19 protein-coding genes are annotated in these 24,343 nt (G+C 70.9%); 8 read left to right on the top strand and 11 right to left on the bottom strand.

Annotation, left to right across the window (positions count from 1 at the left end; translation table 11 throughout):
- Window positions 1–31 precede the first annotated feature (31 nt).
- Genes hisH through hisD form a run of 5 tightly spaced genes read right to left on the bottom strand, consistent with a single transcriptional unit; the run spans window position 32 to window position 3,795 of the window.
- Complete coding sequence (gene hisH / locus ACTWPT_RS03665) at window positions 32–673, bottom strand: imidazole glycerol phosphate synthase subunit HisH (protein ID WP_443175780.1); 642 nt, start codon at window positions 671–673, stop codon at window positions 32–34.
- Window positions 667–822: a hypothetical protein gene (locus tag ACTWPT_RS03660; RefSeq protein WP_443175779.1), complete on the bottom strand. Its 156-nt coding sequence runs from the start codon at window positions 820–822 to the stop codon at window positions 667–669. Before ACTWPT_RS03660 ends, hisH begins: the two co-directional genes overlap by 7 nt.
- Window positions 819–1,412 (bottom strand): imidazoleglycerol-phosphate dehydratase HisB, encoded by a 594-nt coding sequence (gene hisB, locus ACTWPT_RS03655; RefSeq protein ID WP_127932046.1) that lies wholly within the window; start codon window positions 1,410–1,412, stop codon window positions 819–821. Before hisB ends, ACTWPT_RS03660 begins: the two co-directional genes overlap by 4 nt.
- Complete coding sequence (locus ACTWPT_RS03650) at window positions 1,409–2,506, bottom strand: histidinol-phosphate transaminase (protein ID WP_443175937.1); 1,098 nt, start codon at window positions 2,504–2,506, stop codon at window positions 1,409–1,411. The genes hisB and ACTWPT_RS03650 overlap by 4 nt, the downstream gene beginning before the upstream one ends.
- Entirely contained in the window at window positions 2,476–3,795 is a 1,320-nt protein-coding gene (gene hisD / locus ACTWPT_RS03645; protein ID WP_443175778.1) for a histidinol dehydrogenase, read from the bottom strand. The genes ACTWPT_RS03650 and hisD overlap by 31 nt, the downstream gene beginning before the upstream one ends.
- A gap of 453 nt (window positions 3,796–4,248) precedes the next feature.
- On the opposite strand from hisD, the gene ligD reads away from it, so the two are divergent.
- Together ligD and ACTWPT_RS03635 are read left to right on the top strand one after the other, a co-directional pair.
- Window positions 4,249–5,259 carry a non-homologous end-joining DNA ligase gene (ligD, locus tag ACTWPT_RS03640; RefSeq protein WP_443175777.1) on the top strand — a complete coding sequence of 337 codons (1,011 nt, stop codon included), beginning with the start codon at window positions 4,249–4,251 and terminating at the stop codon, window positions 5,257–5,259.
- A 168-nt stretch (window positions 5,260–5,427) separates the two neighbouring features.
- Window positions 5,428–6,909 (top strand): trypsin-like serine peptidase, encoded by a 1,482-nt coding sequence (locus ACTWPT_RS03635; RefSeq protein ID WP_443175776.1) that lies wholly within the window; start codon window positions 5,428–5,430, stop codon window positions 6,907–6,909.
- Window positions 6,910–6,967: 58 nt separating this feature from the next.
- Here the strand turns inward: ACTWPT_RS03635 and ACTWPT_RS03630 are convergent, their stop codons facing one another.
- Window positions 6,968–8,092: an MFS transporter gene (locus ACTWPT_RS03630; RefSeq protein WP_443175775.1), complete on the bottom strand. Its 1,125-nt coding sequence runs from the start codon at window positions 8,090–8,092 to the stop codon at window positions 6,968–6,970.
- A 53-nt stretch (window positions 8,093–8,145) separates the two neighbouring features.
- Between ACTWPT_RS03630 and ACTWPT_RS03625 the strand changes: the two genes are divergently transcribed.
- A complete protein-coding gene (locus ACTWPT_RS03625) occupies window positions 8,146–8,904 on the top strand; it encodes an AraC family transcriptional regulator (protein ID WP_443175774.1) in 759 nt (252 codons plus the stop codon).
- A 62-nt stretch (window positions 8,905–8,966) separates the two neighbouring features.
- Complete coding sequence (ybaK, locus tag ACTWPT_RS03620) at window positions 8,967–9,422, top strand: Cys-tRNA(Pro) deacylase (protein ID WP_443175936.1); 456 nt, start codon at window positions 8,967–8,969, stop codon at window positions 9,420–9,422.
- A 128-nt stretch (window positions 9,423–9,550) separates the two neighbouring features.
- Here ybaK and ACTWPT_RS03615 read toward each other — a convergent pair whose 3' ends face one another.
- Both ACTWPT_RS03615 and murA read right to left on the bottom strand, forming a co-directional pair.
- Window positions 9,551–11,773 (bottom strand): transglycosylase domain-containing protein, encoded by a 2,223-nt coding sequence (locus ACTWPT_RS03615; RefSeq protein WP_443175773.1) that lies wholly within the window; start codon window positions 11,771–11,773, stop codon window positions 9,551–9,553.
- Between the two features lie 52 nt (window positions 11,774–11,825).
- The gene (gene murA, locus ACTWPT_RS03610; protein WP_443175935.1) at window positions 11,826–13,133 is read right to left on the bottom strand and encodes a UDP-N-acetylglucosamine 1-carboxyvinyltransferase; all 1,308 of its coding nucleotides are present in this window, start codon (window positions 13,131–13,133) and stop codon (window positions 11,826–11,828) included.
- 66 nt (window positions 13,134–13,199) lie between these two features.
- On the opposite strand from murA, the gene ACTWPT_RS03605 reads away from it, so the two are divergent.
- On the top strand, window positions 13,200–13,712 hold the full coding sequence (locus tag ACTWPT_RS03605; RefSeq protein ID WP_443175772.1) for a hypothetical protein: 513 nt from the start codon (window positions 13,200–13,202) through the stop codon (window positions 13,710–13,712).
- Here ACTWPT_RS03605 and ACTWPT_RS03600 read toward each other — a convergent pair.
- Together ACTWPT_RS03600 and dnaE are read right to left on the bottom strand one after the other, a co-directional pair.
- Entirely contained in the window at window positions 13,709–15,079 is a 1,371-nt protein-coding gene (locus tag ACTWPT_RS03600) for an amidase (protein WP_443175771.1), read from the bottom strand. The two genes, ACTWPT_RS03605 and ACTWPT_RS03600, sit on opposite strands and share 4 nt — an antisense overlap.
- Window positions 15,080–15,156: 77 nt before the next feature.
- On the bottom strand, window positions 15,157–18,681 hold the full coding sequence (dnaE, locus tag ACTWPT_RS03595; RefSeq protein WP_443175770.1) for a DNA polymerase III subunit alpha: 3,525 nt from the start codon (window positions 18,679–18,681) through the stop codon (window positions 15,157–15,159).
- A 171-nt stretch (window positions 18,682–18,852) separates the two neighbouring features.
- On the opposite strand from dnaE, the gene ACTWPT_RS03590 reads away from it, so the two are divergent.
- Window positions 18,853–20,205, top strand: coding sequence for an amino acid permease (locus ACTWPT_RS03590; protein ID WP_443175769.1), 1,353 nt, complete (start codon window positions 18,853–18,855; stop codon window positions 20,203–20,205).
- Window positions 20,206–20,222: 17 nt separating this feature from the next.
- Window positions 20,223–21,296, top strand: coding sequence for an SGNH/GDSL hydrolase family protein (locus ACTWPT_RS03585; RefSeq protein ID WP_443175768.1), 1,074 nt, complete (start codon window positions 20,223–20,225; stop codon window positions 21,294–21,296).
- A gap of 22 nt (window positions 21,297–21,318) precedes the next feature.
- Here the strand turns inward: ACTWPT_RS03585 and ACTWPT_RS03580 are convergent, their stop codons facing one another.
- The gene (locus ACTWPT_RS03580) at window positions 21,319–22,239 is read right to left on the bottom strand and encodes a chorismate mutase (RefSeq protein WP_443175767.1); all 921 of its coding nucleotides are present in this window, start codon (window positions 22,237–22,239) and stop codon (window positions 21,319–21,321) included.
- Between the two features lie 289 nt (window positions 22,240–22,528).
- On the opposite strand from ACTWPT_RS03580, the gene ACTWPT_RS03575 reads away from it, so the two are divergent.
- Window positions 22,529–24,334, top strand: coding sequence for a protein kinase domain-containing protein (locus tag ACTWPT_RS03575; RefSeq protein WP_443175766.1), 1,806 nt, complete (start codon window positions 22,529–22,531; stop codon window positions 24,332–24,334).
- The last annotated feature ends 9 nt before the right edge of the window (window positions 24,335–24,343 follow it).

The raw sequence follows: 24,343 nt of genomic DNA, 5'->3' as shown, positions 1-24,343 counted from the left end.
CTCCGTCACTCCAGAGAGGAACGCGGGGCCCTCACTCAACGGTGCCCAGCCAGTTTGTGAGCAGGGCCGCGCCGGCGTCGCCGGACTTCTCCGGGTGGAACTGGGTGGCCTTGAGCGGGCCGTTCTCCACGGCCGCCACGAACGGCACGCCGTGCTCGGCCCACGTCACGATCGGCTCGGCAAACCCCTCGCCGGTGCGCAGCTCCCACTCGCGCACGCCGTAGGAGTGCACGAAGTAGAAGCGGGTGGCGGCGTCGAGGCCGGCGAACAGGACGCTGCCTGCGGGAGCCTTGACGGTGTTCCACCCCATGTGGGGCAGCACGGGCGCGTCGAGCCGTTCGACGGTGCCCGGCCATTCGCCGCAGCCCTCGGTCTCCACGCCGTGCTCGACGCCCCTGGCGAACAGGATCTGCATGCCGACGCAGATGCCCAGCACCGGCCGGCCGCCGGCCAGGCGCCTGCCGATGATCTGCTCACCGCGGACGCTCTTGAGCCCGCTCATGCACGCCTCGAACGCACCGACGCCGGGCACGACCAGCCCGTCGGCGTTGAGCGCGGCGTCGAAGTCGGGCGTCACGGTCACCTCGGCGCCGACCCTGGCCAGCGCGCGCTCCGCGGAGCGCAGGTTGCCCGACCCGTAGTCGAGTACAACGATGTTCTTCTTCGTCACCACCACAGCACCCCCGCCGTGATCGCCATCGCCGCGCCGAGCGCGCAGACGACGGCACCGATCTTGAGTCCCTGCTTTGCCAGGGAGAACACGCCGCCGATCAGGAACAAGCCGATGAACACCATCACGCCGGCGAGGAGGTTGTCCGTCATAGGACGCCCTTGGTGCTCGGCACCCCGGTGGCGCGCGGGTCGAGCTCGGACGCCTCACGCAGCGCCCTGGCCAGGGCCTTGAACTGGGCCTCCACGATGTGGTGCGCGTTGCGCCCGTAAGGGACGTGCACGTGCAGGCAGATCGCGGCCTGGGCGACGAGCGACTCCAGGATGTGGCGCGTCATCGTCGTGTCGTAGTCGGGGCCGATCATCGGCGCCATGCCCTCGGGCTCGGTGTGCACCAGGTAGGGCCGCCCGGACAGGTCGACGGTGACCTGGGCGAGCGACTCGTCCAGCGGGCACGATGCGCTGCCGAACCGCCTGATGCCGGACTTGTCGCCCAGCGCCTCGCGGAACGCCGTACCCAGCGCGAGCGCGGTGTCCTCGATCGTGTGGTGGGAGTCGATGTGCAGGTCGCCCTCGGTCTTGACGGTCAGGTCGAACAACCCGTGCTTGCCGAGCTGGGCCAGCATGTGGTCGAAGAAGCCGACCCCGGTGGCCACCTCGACCCGGCCGGTGCCGTCGAGACCGACCTCCACCAGGACCGAGGTCTCTTTCGTAACGCGCTCGACGCGGCCTACGCGACTCACAGGACTCCTTCCAGGGCGGCGCGGAAGGCCGCCATCTCCTCGCCGGTGCCGATCGTGACACGCAGCCATTCGGGCGGGCCCACCTCGCGGATGAGCACACCACGCTCCAGCAGTCCCTCCCACACCTTGCGCCGGTCGGGGAACCGCCCGAACAGCACGAAGTTGGCGTCCGAGTCGGCCACGGCCAGGCCCTTGGACCGCAGCCAGGTCACCGTCTCGTCACGCTCGCGCCGCAGCGCGTCCACCGTGCCCAGCAGCTCCGCGCGGTGGCGCAGCGCCACCCGCGCCGCCGTCTGCGTGAGGGTCGACAGGTGGTACGGCAGCCGCACCAGCAGCAGCGCCTCCACCACGGCCGGGTGCGCCGCCAGATAGCCCAGCCGCGTGCCCGCCATGGCGAACGCCTTGGACATCGTCCTGGTGACGATCAGCCTCGGGTGGCCGGGCAGCAGCGTGAGCGCCGACGGCGTGCCCTCGCGGGCGAACTCGGCGTAGGCCTCGTCCACCACGACCATGCCGGGGGCGGCGGCCAGGACCGCCTCGATCGTCTCGATCGGCTGGGCGGTGCCGGTCGGGTTGTTGGGCGAGGCGAGGAAGACGATGTCGGGCCGGTGCTCCTCGATCGCTGCGACGGCCTTGCCGTGGTCCAGCGAGAAGTCCTCCTCGCGGCTGGCCTGGATCCACTCGGTGTTGGTGCCGCCGGTGATGATCGGGTGCATCGAGTAGGACGGCTCGAACCCGATGGCGGTGCGGCCGTGGCCGCCGAACGCCTGCAGGATCTGCTGGAGCACCTCGTTGGAGCCGTTGGCCGCCCACACCTGCTCGGTGCTGAGGCCGTGCCCGAGGTAATCGGCCAGGTCGGCGCGCAGGGCGGTGGCGTCCCTGTCGGGGTAGCGGTTGAGCTCGCCCGCCTGGGCCCGGACCGCCTCGGCCAGGTCGGCGACCAGCTCCGGGGAGGGCGGGTAGGGGTTTTCGTTGGTGTTGAGCCGGACCGGAACGTCGATCTGGGGTGCGCCGTACGGCGTCTTTCCCCTCAGGTCGTCGCGGATGGGCAGGTCGTCCAGGTTCACTCGGGGGTCTCCGTGGGCACTCGCCAGTCGAAACGGGCGCGGATAGCGGCGCCGTGTGCGGGCAGGTCTTCGGCATCGGCCAGGACCGACACGTGGGCGGCGGCGTCCGCGAGGGCCTCGCGGGTGTAGTCGATCACGTGGATGCCGCGCAGGAACGACTGCACCGACAGGCCGCTGGAGTGGCAGGCGCAGCCGCCCGTGGGCAGGACATGGTTGGACCCGGCGAGGTAGTCGCCGAGCGAGACGGGCGCGTACGTGCCGACGAAGATCGCCCCGGCGTTGCGGACCCGTGCGGCGACGGCGGCGGCGTCGGCGGTGTGGATCTCCAGGTGCTCGGCGGCGTAGGCGTCCACCACCTTGAGGCCGTCGTCGAGCGAGCCGACCAGCACGATGCCGGACTGCCGGCCGCCCAGGGCCTCGGCGATGCGCGCGGAGTGCCTGGTCGCCGACACCTGTCCCGGCAGCTCCTTCTCCACGGCCTCGGCCAGCTCCGGGCTGGTGGTGACCAGCACGGCGGCGGCGATCGTGTCGTGCTCGGCCTGGCTGATCAGGTCGGCCGCCACGTGGACCGGGTCGGCCGTCTCGTCGGCCAGGATCGCGATCTCGGTCGGGCCTGCCTCGGAATCGATGCCGATGCGGCCCTTGAGCAGCCGCTTGGCCGCCGCGACCCAGATGTTGCCCGGACCGGTCACCATGGTGGCCGGCGCGCACTCCTCGGTGCCGTAGGCGAACATGGCCACCGCCTGCGCGCCACCGACGTTGTAGACCTCGTCCACGCCGAGCAGCGCGCACGCGGCCAGAATCGTCGGGTGCGGCAGCCCGCCGAAGTCCTTCTGCGCCGGGCTGGTCACCGCCAGCGAGGCGACGCCGGCCTCCTGGGCGGGGACGACGTTCATGACCACACTCGACGGATAGACGGCGCGGCCGCCGGGGACGTAGAGGCCCACGCGGTCGACCGGCACCCACCGCTCGGTCACGGTGCCGCCGGGCACGACCTCGGTGGTGACGTCGGCGCGCCGCTGGTCGCGGTGGACCAGCCTGGCCCGCCTGATCGACTCCTCCAGCGCCGCCCTGACCCTGGGGTCGAGCTCGCGGAGCGCGCGCTCGATCTCCTCGACGGGGACGCGGGTGGTGGCGATTTCGACGCCGTCGAACCGGGTCGTCAGCTCCCGTACCGCCGCCACGCCGCGATGGCGCACGTCGTCGCAGATGGGCCGCACCTTCTCCAGGGCGGCCTCGACGTCGAGCTCGGCGCGTGGCAGCACGTCGCGCAGGTTGTCCGGCAGGGAACCGCGCATGTCGATACGGGAAATCACGCCAACAGTCTACGGAGTCCGGCCCCTGAATCTCGTTCTGTCCACACTGCGGGACACGTTTCCTGATCACTCCCCGGGCACTCGACGGCCGCGGGAGCGGCAGTCGTCTCTGCCGCTCCCGCGGCCGTCGTCACCCCGGACCGGGCCTGCCGGGGCGGACGCCGTGGCCGCCACGGGGGCGCGGCCACGGCTCTGAAGAGCTTCTGAGCCATCCCCTCTGCCCGCCGGGCATGTCTTTGTAACATCACACGCCGGAATACTTTATGCAGTCAAATATTACGCTAAGTTATCTTTGCAGGTGAGCACTCCGGCGTGCACGGCTACTGCGCCACCGTCGCCGAACTCGGCGAACACGGCGTCGACCTGGCCGAGTTGGTGGAGGACACGCGGCTTGACCATCTGTAGACCCCCCTCCACCACTGTCGATCAAGCGGACGGGGTACGGCATGCACCATGGTGCGGCTGCCGACGTACGCGCCGATGCTGGCCCAGCTCGGCACCCTGGCTTCGGTACAGGGCCCGGGCTGGGCGGTGGAGATGAAATGGGACGGCGTGCGGGCACTCGCCTACCTCGAGGGCGGCGGCGTCCGCCTGATGTCGCGTAACGGCAAGAACATCACCCCCGCCTACCCCGAGCTGCAGCTCATGGCCGGCGCCACCGGAGGCCGCGCCGCCGTCGTCGACGGCGAGATCGTGGCGTTCGACGAGGCCGGGCGGCTCAGCTTCGAGGCTCTGCAGCCCCGTATGCACCAGCGCCACGCGGCCGTCGCGGCCGAGCTGGCCAGGACAGTGCCGGTGACGTTCATGGCGTTCGACATCCTGCACCTGGACGAAACCAGCTCGATCTCACTGCCCTACACCGAGCGCAGGGAGTTGCTGGAGGGCACGTTCACGCCCGGCTACCGGTGGCAGGTGCCCACCTGGTTCGCCGACGACGCCAGGCACGCCTTCGACTCCTCGCGGCAGCTCGGGCTCGAAGGGGTCGTGTGCAAGCGGATGAGCTCGCCGTACCGGCCGGGCAGGCGCAGCGGCGAATGGACCAAGGTCAAGAACGTCAGCACCGTCGAGGTCGTGATCGGCGGCTGGCAGCCCGGCGGCGGACGGCGCTCGGGGATGATCGGGTCGCTGCTGCTCGGCGCGTACGACGAGCACGGGCGGCTCCTGTACGTCGGCCACGTCGGCACCGGCTTCACCCAGGCCATGCTGCGCGACCTGCAGGAGCGGCTGGCACCGCTGGAGCGTCCCGGCCCGCCGTTCGACCAGCCCGTGCCACGCGAGCACGCCCGCGACGCGCGATGGGTCGAGCCGCGCGTGGTCGGAGAGGTCCAGTACGCCGAGGTCACCGGCGACGGGATGTTGCGCCACCCGTCGTGGCGCGGGCTCCGCCCCGATCGCGAGCCGGACGAGACCGACGCCGCCGAGATCCTGCGCCAACGGCGCGGCGGCGACGCCGCGGCCGGCTGACCGCCACCCATCGCGGACCCGCCCCCGCTCGCCTGGATGGACGCTTCGCCGCCGATCCCCGCGACCGAGGTGTACGCGTCACGACACGAGCACGCCAACTACTTTGCGTCTCCAATTCATGACATACAGTGATCGGAGCCATGGATCCGATCTGCTCAGGGGGACGCTGTGCCGGGAACTCTGGTCACGACACTGACCACGCTGGCCGGCGTGGCGTTCGCGCTGCCCGCCGCGGCCGACCGGCCGCCGCCCGCCGCCCCGGCACAACCGCCCGCCGCCCCGGCACAACCGCCCGTCGTCCCGGCACAACCGCCCGTCGTCCCGGCGCACGACCAGAGCTGGGGCGCCGAGTCCTCCCCGCTGATGCGCCCGGAACAGGCCGTGCGCTATTGGACGCCGGGCAAGCAGGCCATGGCCGGCGCCGCCGACCTGCCGGAGAGCCTGGCGAGCCCGGCGGCGGCTCTGCGACGGCTCACCGTGCCCGCGGGCAAGCGGCTCACCCCCGGCGGGGACGCCAACGGGTACGCGCCGGTGCGCCGTCCGTACACGGGCGCCGAGCGCAGCAGGATCATCGGCCGGCTGTTCTTCGTCAACGCCGGCGGGCGCGGCGACTCCTGCAGCGCCTCGGTCGTTCGCTCGGCCGCCGGGCTGCTCGTCATCACCGCCGCCCACTGTGTGTACAGCGTGCCCGAGGGCGCCACGAGCGGCCACTGGCACACCAGCTTCGCGTTCGTGCCCGCCTACGACGGGCGGGCCGCCGGGGAGCGGCAGCGCGAGCCGTACGGGCAGTGGGGCGGGCGGCGCGCGTGGAAGCCCGACGCCTACACCGGGACGAGCGGCGGCGACTGGAACTCGCCCTACGACGTCGCTCTCATCGAGGTGGGCGCGAAGACCAAGGAGAACCGCACCCTCCAGGACGCCGTGGGCGCCTTCACGCCCATGCGCAGCCAGCGCGGCAGCCACACCGTCGTCACCGCGGGCTACCCGGGGATCCTCGGCAGGAAGCCGTACGACGGCCAAGAACAGCTCTGGTGCCTGGCCAGGACCCAGCCGGCCCGCGCGGCCGGCGCCGCGCCGGCGAAGCTGGAGACCGGCAACTGCCACCTCTCCAAGGGGCACAGCGGCGGACCCTGGGTGCTCGAGGGCACCAACGAGCTGATCGGCGTGTTGTCGGCCGGCACGGAAGACGGCCCGTACGAAGGCTTCTCCGTCGCCAACGCGCTCACCACCGAGAGCTACGGCGCGATCGTCACGAAGGCCGACCCCAGTGGCGTCTACGACGCCATGTCCGTCACGGCCACCGGGCCCGGGGAGCCGGTCCGGCCCGGCGGCGACGCGACCGTCACCGCCACCGTCACCGTCACCATGCGGGGCCTCATGGCGGCGGCGCAGGTGCCGGTCACCCTCACGGCGCCGCCAGGCGCCAGCTTCGGCGCGGTCAGCGGAGCCGCGTGCGAGCGCGCCGAACGCCAGGCCACGTGCGTGATCGGCGCCGTCAGGCCGGGCCGTCCGGCCACGATCTCGGCCCGGGTGCACGTCGCCCGCGACGCCAAGCCGCGCCTGCCGGTCAGCGCCCACGTCACCTCCACGCCTCTCGACCCGAGCCAGCGCGACAACACGTCCGTGTTCACCATCGCAACCCGGCGCTGACCCTCCCCGGACGGATCGGCCGCCGCAGGCCGTGGACGACGCCTCCTGGGCGTGTGGTTCACGGGGCGGGCTCGAGGGCGGGCTCCTTCAGCGTGCGAGCCAGCAGCCAGGCCAGGACCGGGAACACGATCAAACAGGCCAACGCCGTCCTGAGCGTGACCGCCTCCGCGACCGCCCCCACCAGAGGGCTGGCCAGGCCGCCCACACTCACCGCCAGCCCCAGGGTCACGCCGCTGGCCGTGCCCACCCGGCTCGGCAGGAAGTCCTGGCCCAGCGTCACGTGCAGGGAGAACGGGGCGTACAGGGCGATCGACGAAGCGGCGATGAAGACGTACGCGGCGGGTCCGGGCGCGAGGACCACGCCGGCGACTGCCGGGACGGCCGTCGCGTAGGCCAGGCGCATCGTGCGCACCCGGCCCCAGCGGGCCGCCAGCCTGCCGCCCAGCACGGTCCCGACGGCCCCACCGGCGAACAACACGAACAGCGCCACCGCTCCCGCCGCCCCGCCCCCCATGAACAGGGCCACGAAGGCGCTCAGGCCGACGTACACGACCGAGCGGAAGACGATCACCAGCGTCAGCCTGGTGAACGACGGCCAGTCGTCGCGGCCCGGCACCGGCGCCGAGACCCTGGCCTCCTGCCCGCGCCCGGCGAGCGCGCGGATCGCCGGAAGCGTCACCAGCGCCCCCAGCACGGCCGGGACCACCAGGAACGGTGAGGCGCCCAGACCCCACACCGCCAGCAACGGCGTCACCAGCACGGGAGCCGAGGCGAAGCCCAGCGTGCCGCCGAGCGAGAACCAGCTCATCCGCACATGACTGCCCGCGCTGGCGACCCTGGCCAGCCGCGCCGACTCCGGATGGTAAGCGGCCACGCCCAGCCCGGACAGCGCCACGGCCAGCCAGGTCAGTACGTAGGAGTCGGTGACGCCGCCGACCGCCACCCCCGACCCGGCCACCACCATGCTCACCGGGATCAGCCACGGCATCCGCCACTTGTCCGTCAGCACGCCGAACACCGGCTGCACGATCGACGACAGCAGCGTCGCCGCCAGCACCACGCCCGAGACGGCGACGTAGCCGTAACCGCGCTCGGCCACCAGAAACGGCACGAGCGCCGGCACCGCGCCCTGGTAGAGATCGACGGTGGCATGGCCGGCGGCGAGCATGGGGATCCTGTTCACCCCTCGATCATTTCCCGGCGCCTTCTGGCCCGCTTCCGATAAAATGCCAAATCATGCCGGAAATCCGCCATTTGCCCGAAGCGCCTACCGGACGACGGCCGCTCGCGCCCGGCGCCGGCATAGACGCGCACCGGCACAACACCCACCAGATCGTGTATGCCTGCCGCGGCGTGCTCTCCGTCACCACGAGCGCGGGCACGTGGGTGGCCCCGGCGAACCGGGCGATCTGGGTGCCCGCGGGCACCGTCCACGAGCACCGCGCCCACGGCGACACCGACCTGCGTCTGGTGGGCCTCACCGGCAACCCGCTCGCCCTCGACCGGCCGGCCGTCCTCGCCGTCGGCCCGCTGCTCCGCGAATTGATCATCGCGTACACCGATGACGCGTCCCCCACGCGAGACCCCCTCCCCGCGGACGGCGGGGAGCGTGGGCGGCTGCTGGCCGTGCTGCTCGATCGACTCAAAGGCGCCCCCGAGCAGCCTTTCCACCTGCCGGCCCCGGAAGACCCCAGGCTGGCGGCCGTCTGCGCGATCCTGCACCGCGACCCCGCCGACGGCAGCACCCTCGCACGGCTGGCCGCGCAGTCCGGCACCAGCGAGCGCACGCTCGCCCGGCTGTGCCGCCGCGAGCTCGGGATGAGCTTCCCGCAATGGCGCACCCAGCTCCGCCTGCACCACGCGCTGCTGCTGCTCGCCGACGGCCTCCCGGTGACCGCCGTCGCGCACCGGTGCGGGTGGGCGTCGGCGAGCGCGTTCATCGACGTGTTCAGGCGGGCGTTCGGGTACACCCCCGGCCGGGCCTTTACATTGTAGATTCGCTACAATCGTTGGTCGTGAGCAAATCGAAAGGCAACGGGGGCGGCACCCCGGCCACCATGGCCCTGACGAAGGCCAAGGCCGAGTTCACGCTCCACCCCTACGAGCACGACGCCGCCGCCCAGGCCTACGGCGAGGAGGCGGCGGACGCGCTCGGAGTCCCGTACGAGCGGATCTTCAAGACGCTGGTGGCGGAGGTCGAGAGCGGGCTCGCGGTGGCGGTGGTGCCGGTGGCGGGCAAGCTCGACCTCAAGGCGCTGGCGAGCGCGCTCAACAGCAAGCGCGCGGCGATGGCCGACGCGGCGAAGGTGGAGCGGGTGACCGGCTACGTCGTGGGCGGCATCAGCCCGCTGGGGCAGCGCAAGCAGCTGCCGACGGTGGTCGACTCCTCGGCGCTCGACTTCGAGACGATCTACTTCTCGGCCGGCAAGCGCGGACTGCAGATCGAGACCGCGCCCGACAACCTCATCACGCTCACCAGGGCGGTCACCGCCCCCATAGGCAAGAGCGCGTGACCGCCGTATTCCGCCGGCCGGCCGCACTTCGGTGCGGGTCGGCCGGCCCGCAGGCCGGCGTCCTGGGACAGGCGGCACGGAGTCGCCGACGGCGAGGCGGCCGCTCCGGGGCGGCGCGGAGATCGCGGCTAGTGGCGGCGGCGGCGTAGCGGCCAATCCTGGGAGGGCGCGGCCGGGCTCCGGCCGAGCAGCCACCGCAAGAGCTTGCGGTGGCGCTTGGCGAAGGCCCGGTCGCCGCGCCTCTTCTCGCGCTTTTCCTCCTCGGCCAGGGCCTCCTTCAACCCAGGCGTGTGGCCGCCGCCGAAGCGCCCCATGTTCGGCCCACGGAACCCCCGAGGCTCGACGCGGCGCAGCGCGGGCCCCATCGACTCCACCCAGATCGGCCCGGGCAGCGACGCGCCCTGCACCGAGCCGTAGTACTGGTCCCCGATCTGCACACCCTGCAGCGGGAAGCGGTACGAGCCCCGGATGTCCCCGACGCTGACCGCCGCCGCCAGCTGCGGCGTGTAGCCGGCGAACCAGGCCGAGGTGTAGCCGTTGTTGGTACCGGTCTTGCCCGCGGCGGGCCGGCCGAGGCTCTGCCCTTTCATGGTGCCCTTGTCGAACACCCCCATGAGCACATGGTTGACCGCGTCGGCGACCGGCCGCTCGATGGCCTGCTCGCAGGCCGGCGGCACGTGAATGCGCCGCCCGCTCCTGCCGACGATCTCCACGATGGCCAGCGGCCGGCAGTAGACCCCGCGGGCGGCGAACGCCGCGAACGACGCCGCCACCGTCACCGGGTCCATCTCGTTGACGCCCAGCGTGAACGTCGGCACCTCGCGCAGCGGCCTGCCGTCGGCGCGTACGGCGCCGAGCGCCTTGGCGGTCTTCACCACGTTGCAGAGCCCGACCTTGCGCTCCAGCATCATGTAGAAGATGTTCACCGACTTCCAGGTGCCGGTCTCGATGCTGTGCGGGCCGCCGGAGCCCTCGCCGCTGGCGTTGAGCACGCGAGTGTCAGGGTCGTTGACCGGCCGGCCCTTGCAGTTGCGGTAGCCCTGGCCGGGCACCAGCGCCCCGGGCGTCTGGAAGCCGTCGCCGAACCTCCACCCCTGCTTCAACGCGGTGGCCAGGGTGAACACCTTGAACGTGGACCCGGCCTGGAAACCCTGCCCGCCACCGTGCGCCACGTCGGCGGGCAGGTTGAAGGTGGTCCTGGGGCCGTTCTTGCGGTTGCCCGGGTTGCGGCCGAACTGCTTGCTGGCCGCCATCGCCCTGATCCGCCCGGTGCCCGGCTCCACCATGGCCTCGGCGGCCACCTCGGTGTCCTCGGGGTCCACGTGGCGGCGGATGGCCCGCTCGGCGGCCTGTTGCGCGATCGGGTCGAGGCTGGTCCTGATCACCAGTCCGCCCCTGGCCATCCTGGCCCGCCGCTGGGTCGCGGTGTTGCCGAACGCCGGATTGGACAGGAGCTCGTGCTTCACGTACAGGCAGTAGAACGGGTAAGCGCTCTGCTCGCAGCCGCCGGGCTCGGGCCTGAGCTTGAGCTCGAGGGGCGAGCGCTTGGCGTTGGCCGCCTCCTGCTGAGTGATCAGCTTGAGTCCGGCCATGCGGTCCAGCACGAGGTCCCGCCGCTCCCGCAGCCGCGCGCGTTGGGCGTCGCCGAGCGACGGGTCGGTCGAGTACGGTATCCGCACCGCGCCCGCCAGCGTGGCCGCCTGGGTGAGGGTCAGCCGGGAGGCCGACGTGGAGAAGAAGCGGCGGGCCGCCGCCTGGACGCCATGCGCGCCGGCGCCGAAGTAGGCGATGTTCAGATACCGCTCCAGGATCTCGTCCTTGCGGTACTTGCGTTCGAGCGCCAGGGCGTACCGCAGCTCGGTGATCTTGCGGGCCAGGTTCGGCGCACGGGCCCGGTCGCGCTCGGCTTCGCTGCGGGCGCTCTCCACCAAGATGTTCTTGACGAGCTGCTGCGTCAGGGACGAGCCGCCCTGCCGGATGCCGCCTGCCTGGGTGTTGGTGAGCAGCGCCCGCAAGGTGCCCCGGACGTCGAGGCCACCGTGCTCGTAGAAGCGGGCGTCCTCGATGGCCACGATCGCCTTGCGCATCACAGGGGCGACCGCGCGGAGCGGGACGGCCGTCCTGTTCGCCTCGTAGAACTGGGCGAACGGCCGGCCGTCCTTGTCCAGCAGCCTGGTCACCTGCGCGAGCGGCTCCTCGCGCGGGGCGGGCGGCAGGTGGACGAAGGTGTTCGCGACGTCCTTGGCCGCGAGGCCGCCCCCGCTCACCACGGGCGCGGCCAGCCCCGCCACGAGTACCCCGCCGACCGCCCCGGCCAGGCCGAGTCCGCCGACGGATTTCAGTACGGTCACGTAGAAAATCTGCAACCGCCCGAACGCCAGCAAACGCCCGGTTCCTACCTCTTTACTTGTCCCGGCGAATGTTCAGACCGAGGGATGCGAACTGCTGGAACGGCCGGTGGTAACCGCGCTCGATGTGGTGCACGCCGCGCAGCGTGGACGGCCCGTCGGCCACCGCGGCCGCGAGCACCGCCGAGAACCCGGCCCTGATGTCGGGCAGCGTCACGTCGGCGCCCCTGAGCCTGGACACGCCGCGCACGACCGCCGAGTGCCGGGCGTTGGTGTCGTGGTAGCGGCACGCGGGGCCGCCCAGGCACTGGTCGAACACCTCGATCTCGCAGCCCATCTTCTGCAGCGCGGGCACGTACACCAGGCGGTTCTCGAAGACCGTCTCGTGCAGGACGGACATGCCCTGGCTCTGAGTGAACAGCACCATGAGCGGCGTCTGCCAGTCCGTCATGAACCCGGGGTGGGTGTCGGTCTGCACGGCCGCCGCACGCAGGCCCTCCGGCGGGGCGGTGGCGCACAGGTACTCGTCGTTGATGTCGAACTGGGCGCCCATCCTGGCCAGCGTGGTGATGGCGGTCACCAGGCGGTCCTGCGGGCAGCCGTGCACCCGCACCTCTCCGCCGGTGACCAGGCCCGCCGCGAGGTACGAGAACGCCTCGATGCGGTCGCCGGTCAGCCAGGTGGAGGCGCCGCGCAGCCGTTCGACGCCCTCGATGACGATCCTGCGGTCGGGCGACAGCTCGATCCTGGCCCCCATCCGCTGCAGGAAGAGCGCCAGCTCCACCACCTCGGGCTCCATGGCGGCGTTCTTCAGCACGGTCTTGCCCTCGGCCAGCACCGCCGACATCAGCACCGTCTCGGTAGCGCCCACGCTCGGGTAGGGCAGCTCGAGCCTGGTGCCGTTGAGGCGTTTGGCCTTGGCGTAGATGCCGGTGTCGCCCACCTCCACCTCGGCGCCCATCGAGCGCAGGGCCTCCACGTGGAAGTTCACCGGCCGCCGCCCGATCGGGTCACCGCCGACCAGCGGGACGAACGCCTCCCCCGCCAGGTGCAGCAGCGGCCCGAGCATGAGGATGGGGATGCGGTTGAGCCCCGTGAACGCGTCGGGCACCCGCGGCTCGATCTCCGGGCCGCGCTCGATCCTGATCTCCGACCCGGAGATCCGAACGTGGATGCCGAGCGCCTCCAGCATGGCGGCGGTGATGCCGACCTCGCCCACTTCAGGGGCGTTGTGAATGCTGCTCTCCCCACTGCCGAGCATGGCGGCGACCATGTGCTTGGACACGCCGTTCTTGGAACCGCGTACTTCGACGTCCCCCCGGAGCGGACCGGACGGCTCTATCAACCAGACCTCTTCTTGCATCACGAAGCGAGCCTAACCGGGGGATACCATCAAGCTGATTCGGACGTACTTGTGAAGGGGAGTGGCGTGACGAGGGAAGTGCGCGCTTTTGCGGTAACTGTCCTCACACTCGCCACTTTGGGGCTCGGGGCCGGGCTGCTCTGGTCGGGCGTGTCGCCGAGAGCTCCGTACCAGGTCACGGAGCAAGGGCTGATGCTGGCCGACCCGTCCACGCAGGCGCTGATCGCGGCCGACGGCTGGTTCGCGGTGATCACGGGCGGGATGGGGCTGCTCTGCGGCGGGGTCGCATGGTTCGCCGGGCGGCGCTGGATGCTGCCGGTGTTGCTCGGGTTGTGCGCGGGCGGGATGGCGGCTGCGGCACTGACGTTCTGGATCGGGTCCACGTTCACGATCGGGGCGGTCGCGGTGGAGGCCGCGGCGGCGCCCGGGGTGAAGATCGTCCCGGGCGCGCTGAAGCTGACCGCCGACGGTGTGCTGCTGTCCTGGCCGCTGCTCGCGGTGGGGCTGTTCGGGCTGCTTGAGGGCATGCACGGATACCGGGAGTCGCCGCTGCGGCAACCGTACGGGGCGCCGCTCTAGAGTGGCGGGCGGCGCCGCCCGTGCTGTGTGGCCTGCTCGAACGCGCGGGCCACGCGCAGGACCCTGGCGTCCTCGAACGGCCTGCCGACGATCTGCACCCCCACGGGCAGCCCGTCCGGCGTGAACCCCGCCGGGACGGAAGCCGCGGGCGCGTGCAGGACACTGATCCAGTACGCCGAGCGCATCCACGCGAGGTAGTCGGGCAGCCGCTGCCCGTTGATCTCACTGACGTGCGGATGCTCGACCGGGAACGGCGGCACCTGGCTGACCACCGTGATCAGCACGTCGTAGGTGTCGAAGAACGCGGCCATGCGCTGGTAGAGGCGGCTGCGTGCCTGCTCGGCCCGGGCCAGGTCGGCCCCCGTGACCTTGCGGCCCTGCTCGACGTTCCAGGCGGTGTTGGGCCCGAGCCCGTCCAGCTCCCCGAAGGCCAGCGTGTAGTTCCAGGCCCGGTAGGTGCGGAAGGCGTCCTCGGCGTCCGACAGATCAAGCTCGACCTGCTCGACCCGCGCCCCGAGCCCTTCGAACACGGCAGGCGCGGTGGCGGTGACGGCGGCCGTCCGCGGGTCCACCGGCAGCCCGCCCAGATCCGGGCTCCAGGCGATGCGCATGCCCGCGACCCCCTCCTCCGGCTCCGGGGCGAAGACCTCCTTGATCGCGTACGGGGAGCGGCGGTCGAACCCGGCGATGGCCCCGAACATCAGCGTGACATCCTCGACCGTCCGCGCCATCGGACCGAGGACGGACAGGGTGTACCAGGCGTTGGAATCGGACACGACGGGCACCCGGCCGGGGGTCGGCCGCAGGCCCACGACGTTGCAGAAGGAGGCCGGATTACGCAGCGAGCCGCCCATGTCGGACCCGTCGGCCAGCGGCACCATGCCGGTGGCCAAGGCCGCGGCCGCTCCCCCGCTGCTCCCCCCGGCCGACTTGGCCAGGTCGTAGGGGTTTCTGGTGGCTCCGAAGACCTCGTTGACGGTGTGGGAGCCGGTGCCGAACTCCGGGGTGTTGGTCTTGCCGATGGTGATGGCGCCCGCGGCCCGGAGCCGCTGGACGATCAGGTCGTCCTGGCCGGGAACGTTGCCGGCGAAGAGCGGCGAGCCGTAGGTGGTGCGGATGCCGGCGGTGTCGACGAGGTCCTTGTGCGCGACGGGCAGGCCGTGCAGCGGCGCGTCCGGCTCACGCGCGTCCGCGCTCTTGGCCGCCGCCAGGGCCTGCTCGGCGACCAGGGTCACGATGGCGTTGACGCGGGGGTTGACGTCCTCGATACGGTCGAGGCAGGCCTGGACGACCTCGACGGCGCTCACCTGCTTGGTCCTGATCAGGTGGGCCAGCTCGGTCGCGCTGAGGTAGTGCAGTTCGCTCACTCTTGCGATCCTGCCCCACGCCCGGCGGCCGGGCGACGGCGAGGGTTGCCCACCGCCGCACCGCCGTATCGTCGAGATCAGGCCCCCAGGCAGGCCGGGCCGAGCAGCTGCTTGAGGTCGCCCATCAGGGCGGGCGAGGGGGTCACGCGCAGGCGGTCGTCAACGCGCATCACGGTCGTCTTGGGCCCGTTGTGGACCTGCAGATGGACCTCGGAGGTGCCCGGGTGGGTGGTGAGGATCTCCTTCAGCCGGCTCACGACCGGCGGCGTGCAGCGGGTCAGCGGCAGGCTCACCAGCAGGGGCCCGCCCGCCTCCTGCGTCAGGTCGGGCGCCGTCACCTCCATCGCGATGATCTTGCCGACGTCCTCCCGCTTGTCGATCCGCCCCTTGACGAACACGATCGCGTCCTCGGCCAGGAGCGTAGAACACAGCTGGTACGCCGACGGGAAGATCATCACCTCGATCGCCCCTTCGAGGTCCTCCAGCTGGGTCAGCACCCACGTGTCGCCCTTCTTGGTGACCTTGCGCTGCACACCGCTGAGGATGCCGCCCACGGTCACTATCTGCCCGTCGGGCCGGCTGTCGTCCTGGAGGGCGGCGATCGAGCAGTCCGCCCCGGCCGACAGGATGTGCTCGACGCCGAACAGCGGATGGTCGGACACGTAGAGGCCGAGCATCTCCCGCTCGAACTGCAGCAGCGTGGTCTTGTCCCACTCCCCCGGCGGGATCTGCACGTCGAACGTCTGGTCCTCGCCGCCGTCGATCGCGCCGAACAACGAGTCCTGGCCGATGGCCTCGTTCTTCTTGATGTCGATGATCGCGTCGACCGCCTGCTCGTGGACCATGACCAGGCCCTTGCGCACGTGGCCGTGCGAGTCGAAGGCGCCCGCCTTGATCAGCGATTCGATGACGCGCTTGTTGCAGACGAGCGCCGGCACCTTGCGCAGGAAGTCCTTGAAGTCGGCGAAGCGGCCCTTCTCCTTGCGGGCGGCGATGATGCCGTCGACCACGTTGGCGCCGACGTTGCGGATCGCCGACAGGCCGAAGCGGATGTCGGTGCCGCGCGGGGTGAAGTCGAAGTCGGAGTCGTTGACGTCCGGCGGGAACACCTTGATGCCCATGCGGCGGCACTCGTTGAGGTAGAGGGCCGACTTGTCCTTGTCGTCCTTCACCGACGACAGCAGCGCGGCCATATAGGCGGCCGGGTGGTTGGCCTTGAGGTACGCCGTCCAGTAGGACACCAGGCCGTAGCCGGCGGTGTGGGCCTTGTTGAAGGCGTAGTCGGAGAACGGCAGCAGGATGTCCCACAGCGCCTTGATGGCCGCGGCGGAGAAGCCGTTGTCCTGCATGCCCTTCTCGAAGAACTCGAACTGCTTGTCCAGCTCGGACTTCTTCTTCTTGCCCATCGCGCGGCGCAGCAGGTCGGCGCCGCCCAGCGAGTAGCCGGCGACCTTCTGCGCGATGGCCATGACCTGCTCCTGATAGACGATCAGGCCGTGGGTCGTGGACAGGATCTCCTTCAGCGGCTCCTCGAGCTCGGGGTGGATCGGGACGATCTCCTGCTGGCCGTTCTTGCGCAGCGCGTAGTTGGTGTGCGAGTTGGCGCCCATCGGGCCCGGACGGTAGAGCGCGAGGGCCGCGGAGATGTCCTCGAAGTTGTCGGGGCGCATGAGCCGCAGCAGCGAGCGCATGCCGCCGCCGTCCAGCTGGAAGATGCCGAGCGTGTCGCCCCGGGCCAGCAGCTCGTAGGACTTGCGGTCGTCCAGCGGCAGCTGTAGCAGGTCGATCTGCTCGCCGGTGGTGGACTCGATCATCTTCAGGCAGTCGTCGATGATCGTGAGGTTGCGCAGGCCCAGGAAGTCCATCTTCAGCAGGCCGAGCGTCTCGCAGGTCGGGTAGTCGAACTGCGTGATGATCACGCCGTCGGAGTCGCGGCGCATGACCGGGATGTAGTCGGTCAGCACCTCGGCCGACATGATCACGCCGGCGGCGTGCACCCCGGTCTGCCTGATCAGGCCTTCGAGGCCCTTGCCGAGGTCCATCGTCGCCTTGACGTCGACGTCCTCTTCGTAGAGCCTGCGCAGCTCGCCGGCCTCGGCGTAACGGGGGTGGTCCTTGTCGAAGATGCCCGCCAGCGGGATGTCCTTGCCCATGACGGCGGGCGGGAAGGCCTTGGAGACCTTGTCGCCCAGCGCGTAGGGGTAGCCCAGGACGCGGCCCGCGTCCTTGATGGCGGCTTTGGCCTTGATGGTGCCGAACGTGGCGATCATGGCGACCTTGTCGGCGCCCCACTTCTCGGTGACGTACCTGATCACGTCACCGCGCCTGCGCTCGTCGAAGTCGATGTCGACGTCGGGCATGGACACGCGCTCGGGGTTGAGGAAGCGCTCGAAGATCAGGCCGTGCGGGATCGGGTCGAGGTCGGTGATGCCCAGCGCGTACGCCACCAGCGAGCCGGCCGCCGAGCCACGGCCGGGGCCGACGCGGATGCCGTTGTTCTTGGCCCACATGATGAAGTCGGCGACCACGAGGAAGTAGCTCGGGAAGCCCATCTGGACGATGACCCGCAGCTCTTTCTCCGCCCACGCGCGGTGTTCGTCGTCCACTCCCTCGGGGAAGCGGCGCTCGAGCCCTTTCCAGACCTCCTGGCGGAAGTATTGCTCCTCGGTCATGCCGTCCGGGACGGGGAAGGTCGGCATGAGGTTCTTGTGCTCGAAGAAGCCGGCCGGGTCGACCTTCTCCGCCACCAGCAGCGTGTTGCGGCAGCCCTCCGCCCACAGGTCGGAGGAGTCGACCGCGCGCATCTCGTCGGCGTTCTTGATGTAGTAGCCGCTGCCGTCGAAACGGAACCTGTCGGGGTCCGACAGCTGCTTGCCGGTCTGGATGCACAGGAGGGCGTCGTGAGATGGGGCATCGGACTCGTAGGTGTAGTGCGAGTCGTTGGTGACCAGCGGCGGGATGTCCAGCTCCTTGCTGATCCTGGTCAGCCCGTCGCGGACGCGGCGCTCGATGTCGAGGCCGTGGTCCATGATCTCCAGGTAGAAGTTGTCCTTGCCGAAGATCTCCTGGAATTTCGCCGCGGCCTTGACCGCCTCGTCGTACTGGCCCAGCCGCAGCCGCGTCTGCACCTCGCCCGACGGGCAGCCGGTCGTGGCCATAAGGCCGTCGGCGTGCTCGGCGAGGATCTCGGCGTCCATGCGCGCCCACTTGCGGACGAAGCCCTCGGTGTAGGCACGCGAGCTGAGCTTCATCAGGTTGTGCAGGCCCGTCTTGTTGCGGGCCCAGATCGTCATATGGGTGTAGTAGCCGCCCGCTGAGACGTCGTCCTTCTTCTGGTGCGGCTCGCCCCACAGCACCGGGCGCTTGTTGTGGCGGATTTCCGGCGCCACGTACGCCTCGATGCCGATGATCGGCTTGATGCCGGCGCCGATCGCCTGCTTGTAGAAGTCGTAGGCGCCGTGCATGTTGCCGTGGTCGGTGATCGCGATCGCGGGCATGCCCAGCTCGCCGACCTGTTTGAACATCTGCTTCAGACGGGCGGCGCCGTCGAGCATCGAATACTCCGTATGCACATGCAGATGCACGAACGAGTCGGACGACATGGAGCGGCGCCTCCCGGTCTGAAGCTGTGTTTGGTGCGCTCTGACTCTAGTGGCCCGGACCGACATTCCGGGGCCGCACGGCGCGATCAGCCGGACCGGCGCCCCGGTCGCCGGCGCTGTGACCAGCACCGATATCGTCTCTGTTACGGGAAGTAGTGGAGGAGACACTCAGTGCGCACGCAAACGGACGAGGGATACACACACGCGCTGGGCAACCGGCAGGTCCAGATGATCGCGATCGGCGGGGCGATCGGGGTGGGCCTGTTCCTCGGCGCCGGCGGCCGGCTGGCCGCCACGGGACCCGCCCTGGTGCTCTCGTACGCCGCCGCCGGGCTCGCCGCGTTCTTCGTCATGCGGGCGCTGGGCGAGCTCGTGCTCTACCGCCCGGTGTCGGGGTCGTTCGTCGAGTACGCGGGCGAGTTCATCGGCCCGTGGGCGGCGTTCGCCAGCGGCTGGATGTACTGGGTCAACTGGGCGTTCACCGGCATCGCCGAGCTGACCGCGATCGCCACGTACATCTACTACTGGGCGCCGGCGTTCCCCCAATGGGCGACGGCGCTGATCGCGCTGGGGTTCGTGCTGACGGTCAACCTGCTGTCCGTCCGGCTGTTCGGGGAGCTGGAGTTCTGGTTCGCCATGCTGAAGGTCCTGGCGATCACTGTCTTCCTCGTGGTGGGGCTGGTGCTCGTGGTCTTCTCCGTCGGCCAGGCGGGACCGCACAACCTGGTCGCGCACGGCGGCTTCACCCCGACCGGGTTCCCGCTCGTGCTGATGAGCCTGCAGTCGGTGGTGTTCGCGTACGCGTCGATCGAGCTGGTCGGCATCACAGCGGGCGAGACGGCCAGGCCGCACGAGGTCATGCCGAAGGCGATCAACGGCGTGGTGTGGCGCATCGCGATCTTCTACGTGGGGTCGGTGGCGCTGCTGGCGATGGTGCTGCCATGGACCGCCTATCGCGCGGGCGAGTCCCCGTTCGTAACGGTCTTCTCCGGTCTGGGCGTCCCGTGGGCGGGCGACGCCATGAACCTCGTCGTGATCACGGCGGCGATGTCGTCGTGCAACTCGGGCCTGTACGCCACGGGCCGCATCCTGCGTTCGATGGCCATGAAGAGCGAGGCTCCGGGCTTCGCCGGGGCGCTCAGCACCCGGCACGTGCCGATCGGGGGCATCCTGTTCACCGCGGCGACGTTCCTGGCGGGGGTGGCGCTGTTCTACTTCCTGCCGGAGCGGGCGTTCAACATCGCCACGGCGGTCGCCTCGCTCGGCGTGATCACGACCTGGGGCGTGCTGGTCCACTGCCAGACCCGGCTGCGGCGGTCGGGGCACCGCTCGTCGTTCCCCATGCCGGGCTCGCCGTACACGAACTGGCTGACGCTCGGCTTCCTGGCGCTGGTGGTGCTGCTGATGCCGTTCGCCGACCGCGATCAGCGCGTCGCGTTCTTCCTGATCCCCGCGCTGGTCGTGGCCATCGCGCTGGGCTGGCTGGCCGTCAAGCGGCGGCGCGTGGCGAGCGCGGCTCGCTGATCGCCGGGTTACCCTCGATGGAGTCGCCGTTCCGGGGGGAGGCCGCGCTGCAGGAGTCGAGACGGCGCACCATCGTCCACATCGCCGCCGCCGCGGCCGTCGGCGTCGCGCTCGCGCTGGCGTGCCTGCCCTTGGGCGTCTACCCGAAGCTGGCCTGCGCCCTCCTGGACGCGGGCTGCCCTGACGGCGGGACGCCGCGCGGCGGGTTACCCCGGGTGGTCCGCCTGACGCCGGTGCAGGTCGCGCAGAGCGGCGCGTACATCGCGCTCGGCGACTCCTTCTCCTCCGGCGAGGGCGTCTACGAGCTGGACAAACGGCCGATCAACGACGGCGCCGACCGCTGCCACCGCGCCACCGGCTCCTACGTGCCGCTGGTCGCCCAGACCTACCGTTTCGGCGGCGGCACCGCCTTCTACGCCTGCAGCGGCGCCACCACCGGCCAGCTCTTCTCCGGCCAGTGGGGCCACCAGCCGCAGATCACCCGCGTGGGCCCGGCCGCGAGCCTGGTGACGCTGAGCATCGGAGGCAACGACGCCGGCTTCACCAAGGTCCTGACCGCCTGCATCGCCAAGCTGCCGTGGTCGTCGGCCTGCGTCGACCAGGACGCGGCCGTCGCCCACCGCATCGAGCGGCTGCGGGCCGACATGTCCAAGGTCCTGCGCGAGCTGCGCGTCCGCGCGCCCAACGCGAGGATCATCGTGCTCGGCTACCCCCGGCCGTTCCCCCGGGATCCCGTGGCTTCCGTGGACAACCTCACCGTCGAGGACCAGCGATGGCTCAACGGGGTGACGCGGCGGCTCAACGACACGGTGGGGGCGGTGGTGGCCGAGTTCGACCGGGCGATCGCGGCCTTCGAGGGGCCGGGGAGCGTCGAATACGTCGACGCCTACGAGGCGTTCACCGGGCACGAGGTGGGGCGGCCGCAACCCTATCTGAACGGGCTGCACATGGACATGGAGGAGCTCAAGGTCAACGCCCGCAGTTACCACCCGACGGGCGACGGCTACCGCCGCTTCGCCGATCTGATCACCAAGCAGATCGCCGCCGGCCCGGGGCGCCCCATGAACAACTTCCACCTCGCCACCCCGTGACACCGTGCCCGCGTCCCTCGACTCACGGTGCCGCGCGTTCCTCGGCCAGGTGCAGGCCGGCCTCGATCACGGCGTTCATGATGGGGGCGAGACGCGCCTCGCCCAGCGACGGTGCGCGCAAGGCCATCCGCGCCACCAGAGCACGTTCCCTGGCCATGTCCCGTCCCGCGAACCCGCCGACCGGCTTGATGCGTTGCACGATGCCCGCCAGGGCGGCGCGGTGCTCGAGGAGGGTGGCCAGGGCGGCGTCCACGCGGTCGATCGCCGCACGGCACTCCGGCAGCGTGGCGGGCGCCTCAGGGCGCAGCAGCGCGCCGACGACGGTCACGGCCTCCTCCGCCACACGCAGGGCCGTCAGCGGGTCCGCCGCCGATTCTGGGCCCGCGCTCTCGACGATCAGGCCGTCGGCGCCGGCCGCCACCGCGGCCGCCGACAGCCCGATGTCCCCGGAGACGTCGGCGAGAACGGGCCGGCCCGAGATCATCCGGGCCGCCCGCATCAGACCCAGGTCGGGGCGGCCGCCCTTGGCGTGATCGGACCGGCCGCGCTGGGCGTGATCGGGAAGGCCGCCCTCACAGAGGATCACCCGCCCGTCGCCCTCGCCCGCGCAGTAGTCGGCCAGGCCCAGCCACTCCTCCACCGGCGCCGACGCCCGCCGCTCGACCACCACCGGCAGCCCGAGCCCGGCCACCGCGCGTACCAGCGGGATGTCGCGCGTCCACGAGGCCCCCACCACCACGGCGTCCGCCAACTCGGCGATCGCCGGCAAATCGGCCGCCGAGTACGGCTCCGCCAGCGTGGCCCGATCCCGCAACACCTCATAGGCGTCCGCCCGCCCGCCATGAGCCCGCAGACTCACCCTGCTGCCGATCACCACGGCGGGCCCTTCGCCCACGAGCAGATCTCCAACGGCGACCGCGTGCCGTTCCAACGTCGATGACATCCTCGACTCCACATTCGGGCCGGCTCCCTGAAGCCGGCGGATAAAAACCAAAAAGGCAGAGACGGGCGTCTCTGCCTTGTGCCGACTCCAGGTGGTCGCTAGCCGCCGACCGGCCCTCCCGGAGCCGGCTCGGTAAACGCGTAGCGACAAGTCATATTCAGCACCCTACCCCACCCCTCCACCTGCTGGACGATCGTTCTCACATGGCGGACTGGCCTTCTGGCGAGTCGCCGTTGATCCCTCGCTATGGGAGTATTTCTTGGCCTAGAGGGAGGGTTTGAGGCCGTTGATGTCGGATCGGAAGCAGGACGGACGTCGCATCGCCGGCCGCTACCAGCTGCAGGAACCCATCGGCAGGGGCGGGATGGGCATCGTCTGGCGCGCCCACGACGAGCTCCTTGACCGCACCGTCGCCGTCAAGGAGGTCAGATACGCGGCCGCCTTGGGCGAGGAAGTGCAGCTCCTGAACCGGCGCACGATGCGCGAGGCGAGGGCGGCGGCCAGATTCGAGCATCCCAACGTGATCGTCGTGCACGACGTGATCGAGGAGGACGGCCGTCCCTGGATCGTCATGCAGCTCGTCCAGTCGCGGTCGCTGGGCGCCGTGATCAAGCAGGACGGGCCGCTGCCCCACAAGCGGGTGGCCGAGATCGGCCTGGCGGTGCTGGACGCGCTGCACCGCGCCCACGAGGCCGGCGTGCTGCACCGTGACGTCAAGCCGGAAAACGTGCTGCTGGCCGACGACGGCAGGGTCGTGCTCACCGACTTCGGCATCGCCACGTTGGAGACCGAGACGCAGCTGACCGTGACGGGGCTGGCGGGCACGCCGGCGTTCATCGCCCCCGAGCGGCTCAAGGGCCTGCCCGCGCGGCGTGAGTCGGACCTGTGGTCGCTGGGCGCCACGCTGTACACGGCCGTGGAGGGCCGCTCGCCGCACGAGCGCGGCATGGCCCTGGCGACCATGCACGCCGTGCTGACCGACGAGCCGGATCCCGCGCGGAACGCCGGCCCGCTGGCCGAGGTGATCAGCGGGTTGCTGCGCAAGGAGCCGGTGCAGCGGCTCACGCACGAGGAGGCTACGCGCCAGCTGCGCGGGGCCATCGCGCAGTCGAGCCCGCCGCCGACCGCGCAGTTCCCCGCGGCACAGCAGCTGGAGGTGCCGTCGCCGGCCAAGCCGCGTAAGCCGACCGTCCCGGCCAAACCGCGCAAACCGCCGTACCAGTCCGCGTCACGCCAGGAACCGGCCGAGGACGACACCCCGACCGACCCCAACCTCGCCCCCGTCCCTGCGGCCGTGCCTGAGACCGGCGCGCGGCTCACCCCGGCGACCGGCGGCCCGAGACCGCCCGGCGAGTCCACGGTCGACGCGGGCAGGGCCGACCCGCGGCGCCTCGGACCGATCATCGCGGCGGCCGTGGCGGTCATGCTCGTCGCCGGCGTGGGCGGCTACCTCGGCCTGCGCTCGGCTCCCGAGGACAGCACACCGGACCCCGACAGGTCGCAGCAGGCCGCCGTGGTCACCGCGACGCCCTCGCAGGCCTCACCGAACGCGTCCCAGCCGCCTTCGACGGCGCCGTCCGCGTCGCCGAGCCCCTCCGCCACCGCCAGTCCCAGCCCGAGCCCCAGCCCGACCAAGTCGGCCGACCCGCTGCCCGCCGGCTGGAAGATGTACAAGGACAAGAAGATGGGCTTCTCCATCGGACTGCCCAAGGGCTGGGACGTGTTGACCCGCAGCGGCAGACAGGTCAAGTTCAGGGGCCCGGGGGCGGCGCCCAACGCGTACCTCATGATCGAAGAGGCCGCGAACCCGGGCACGGACCCGTACAAGGACTGGAAGAAGCAGGAACCCTCACTCAAGAACAACTTCGGCGGCTACAAGTTGCTCGATATCAAGAAGGTCGACTACATGAAGGCGGCCGCCGACTGGGACTTCACCTGGAACACCAACACCGGCAAGACCCGCGTACGCAACCGGGGCTTCGTCACCGACAACGGGCGGGCCTACGCCATCTACTGGCACACGCTCGACAGCCACTGGAAGAAGGACTACGACCTCTTCGAGGGGTTCTGCGCGACGTTCAAACCGGCCAAGTAGGCTTTCGAC

The organism is Nonomuraea sp. 3N208 (assembly GCF_052245935.1).
Lineage (GTDB): Bacteria > Actinomycetota > Actinomycetes > Streptosporangiales > Streptosporangiaceae > Nonomuraea.
Note: the sequence above shows the minus strand (reverse complement) of the source record. Positions and strands in the feature narration are given on the sequence as shown.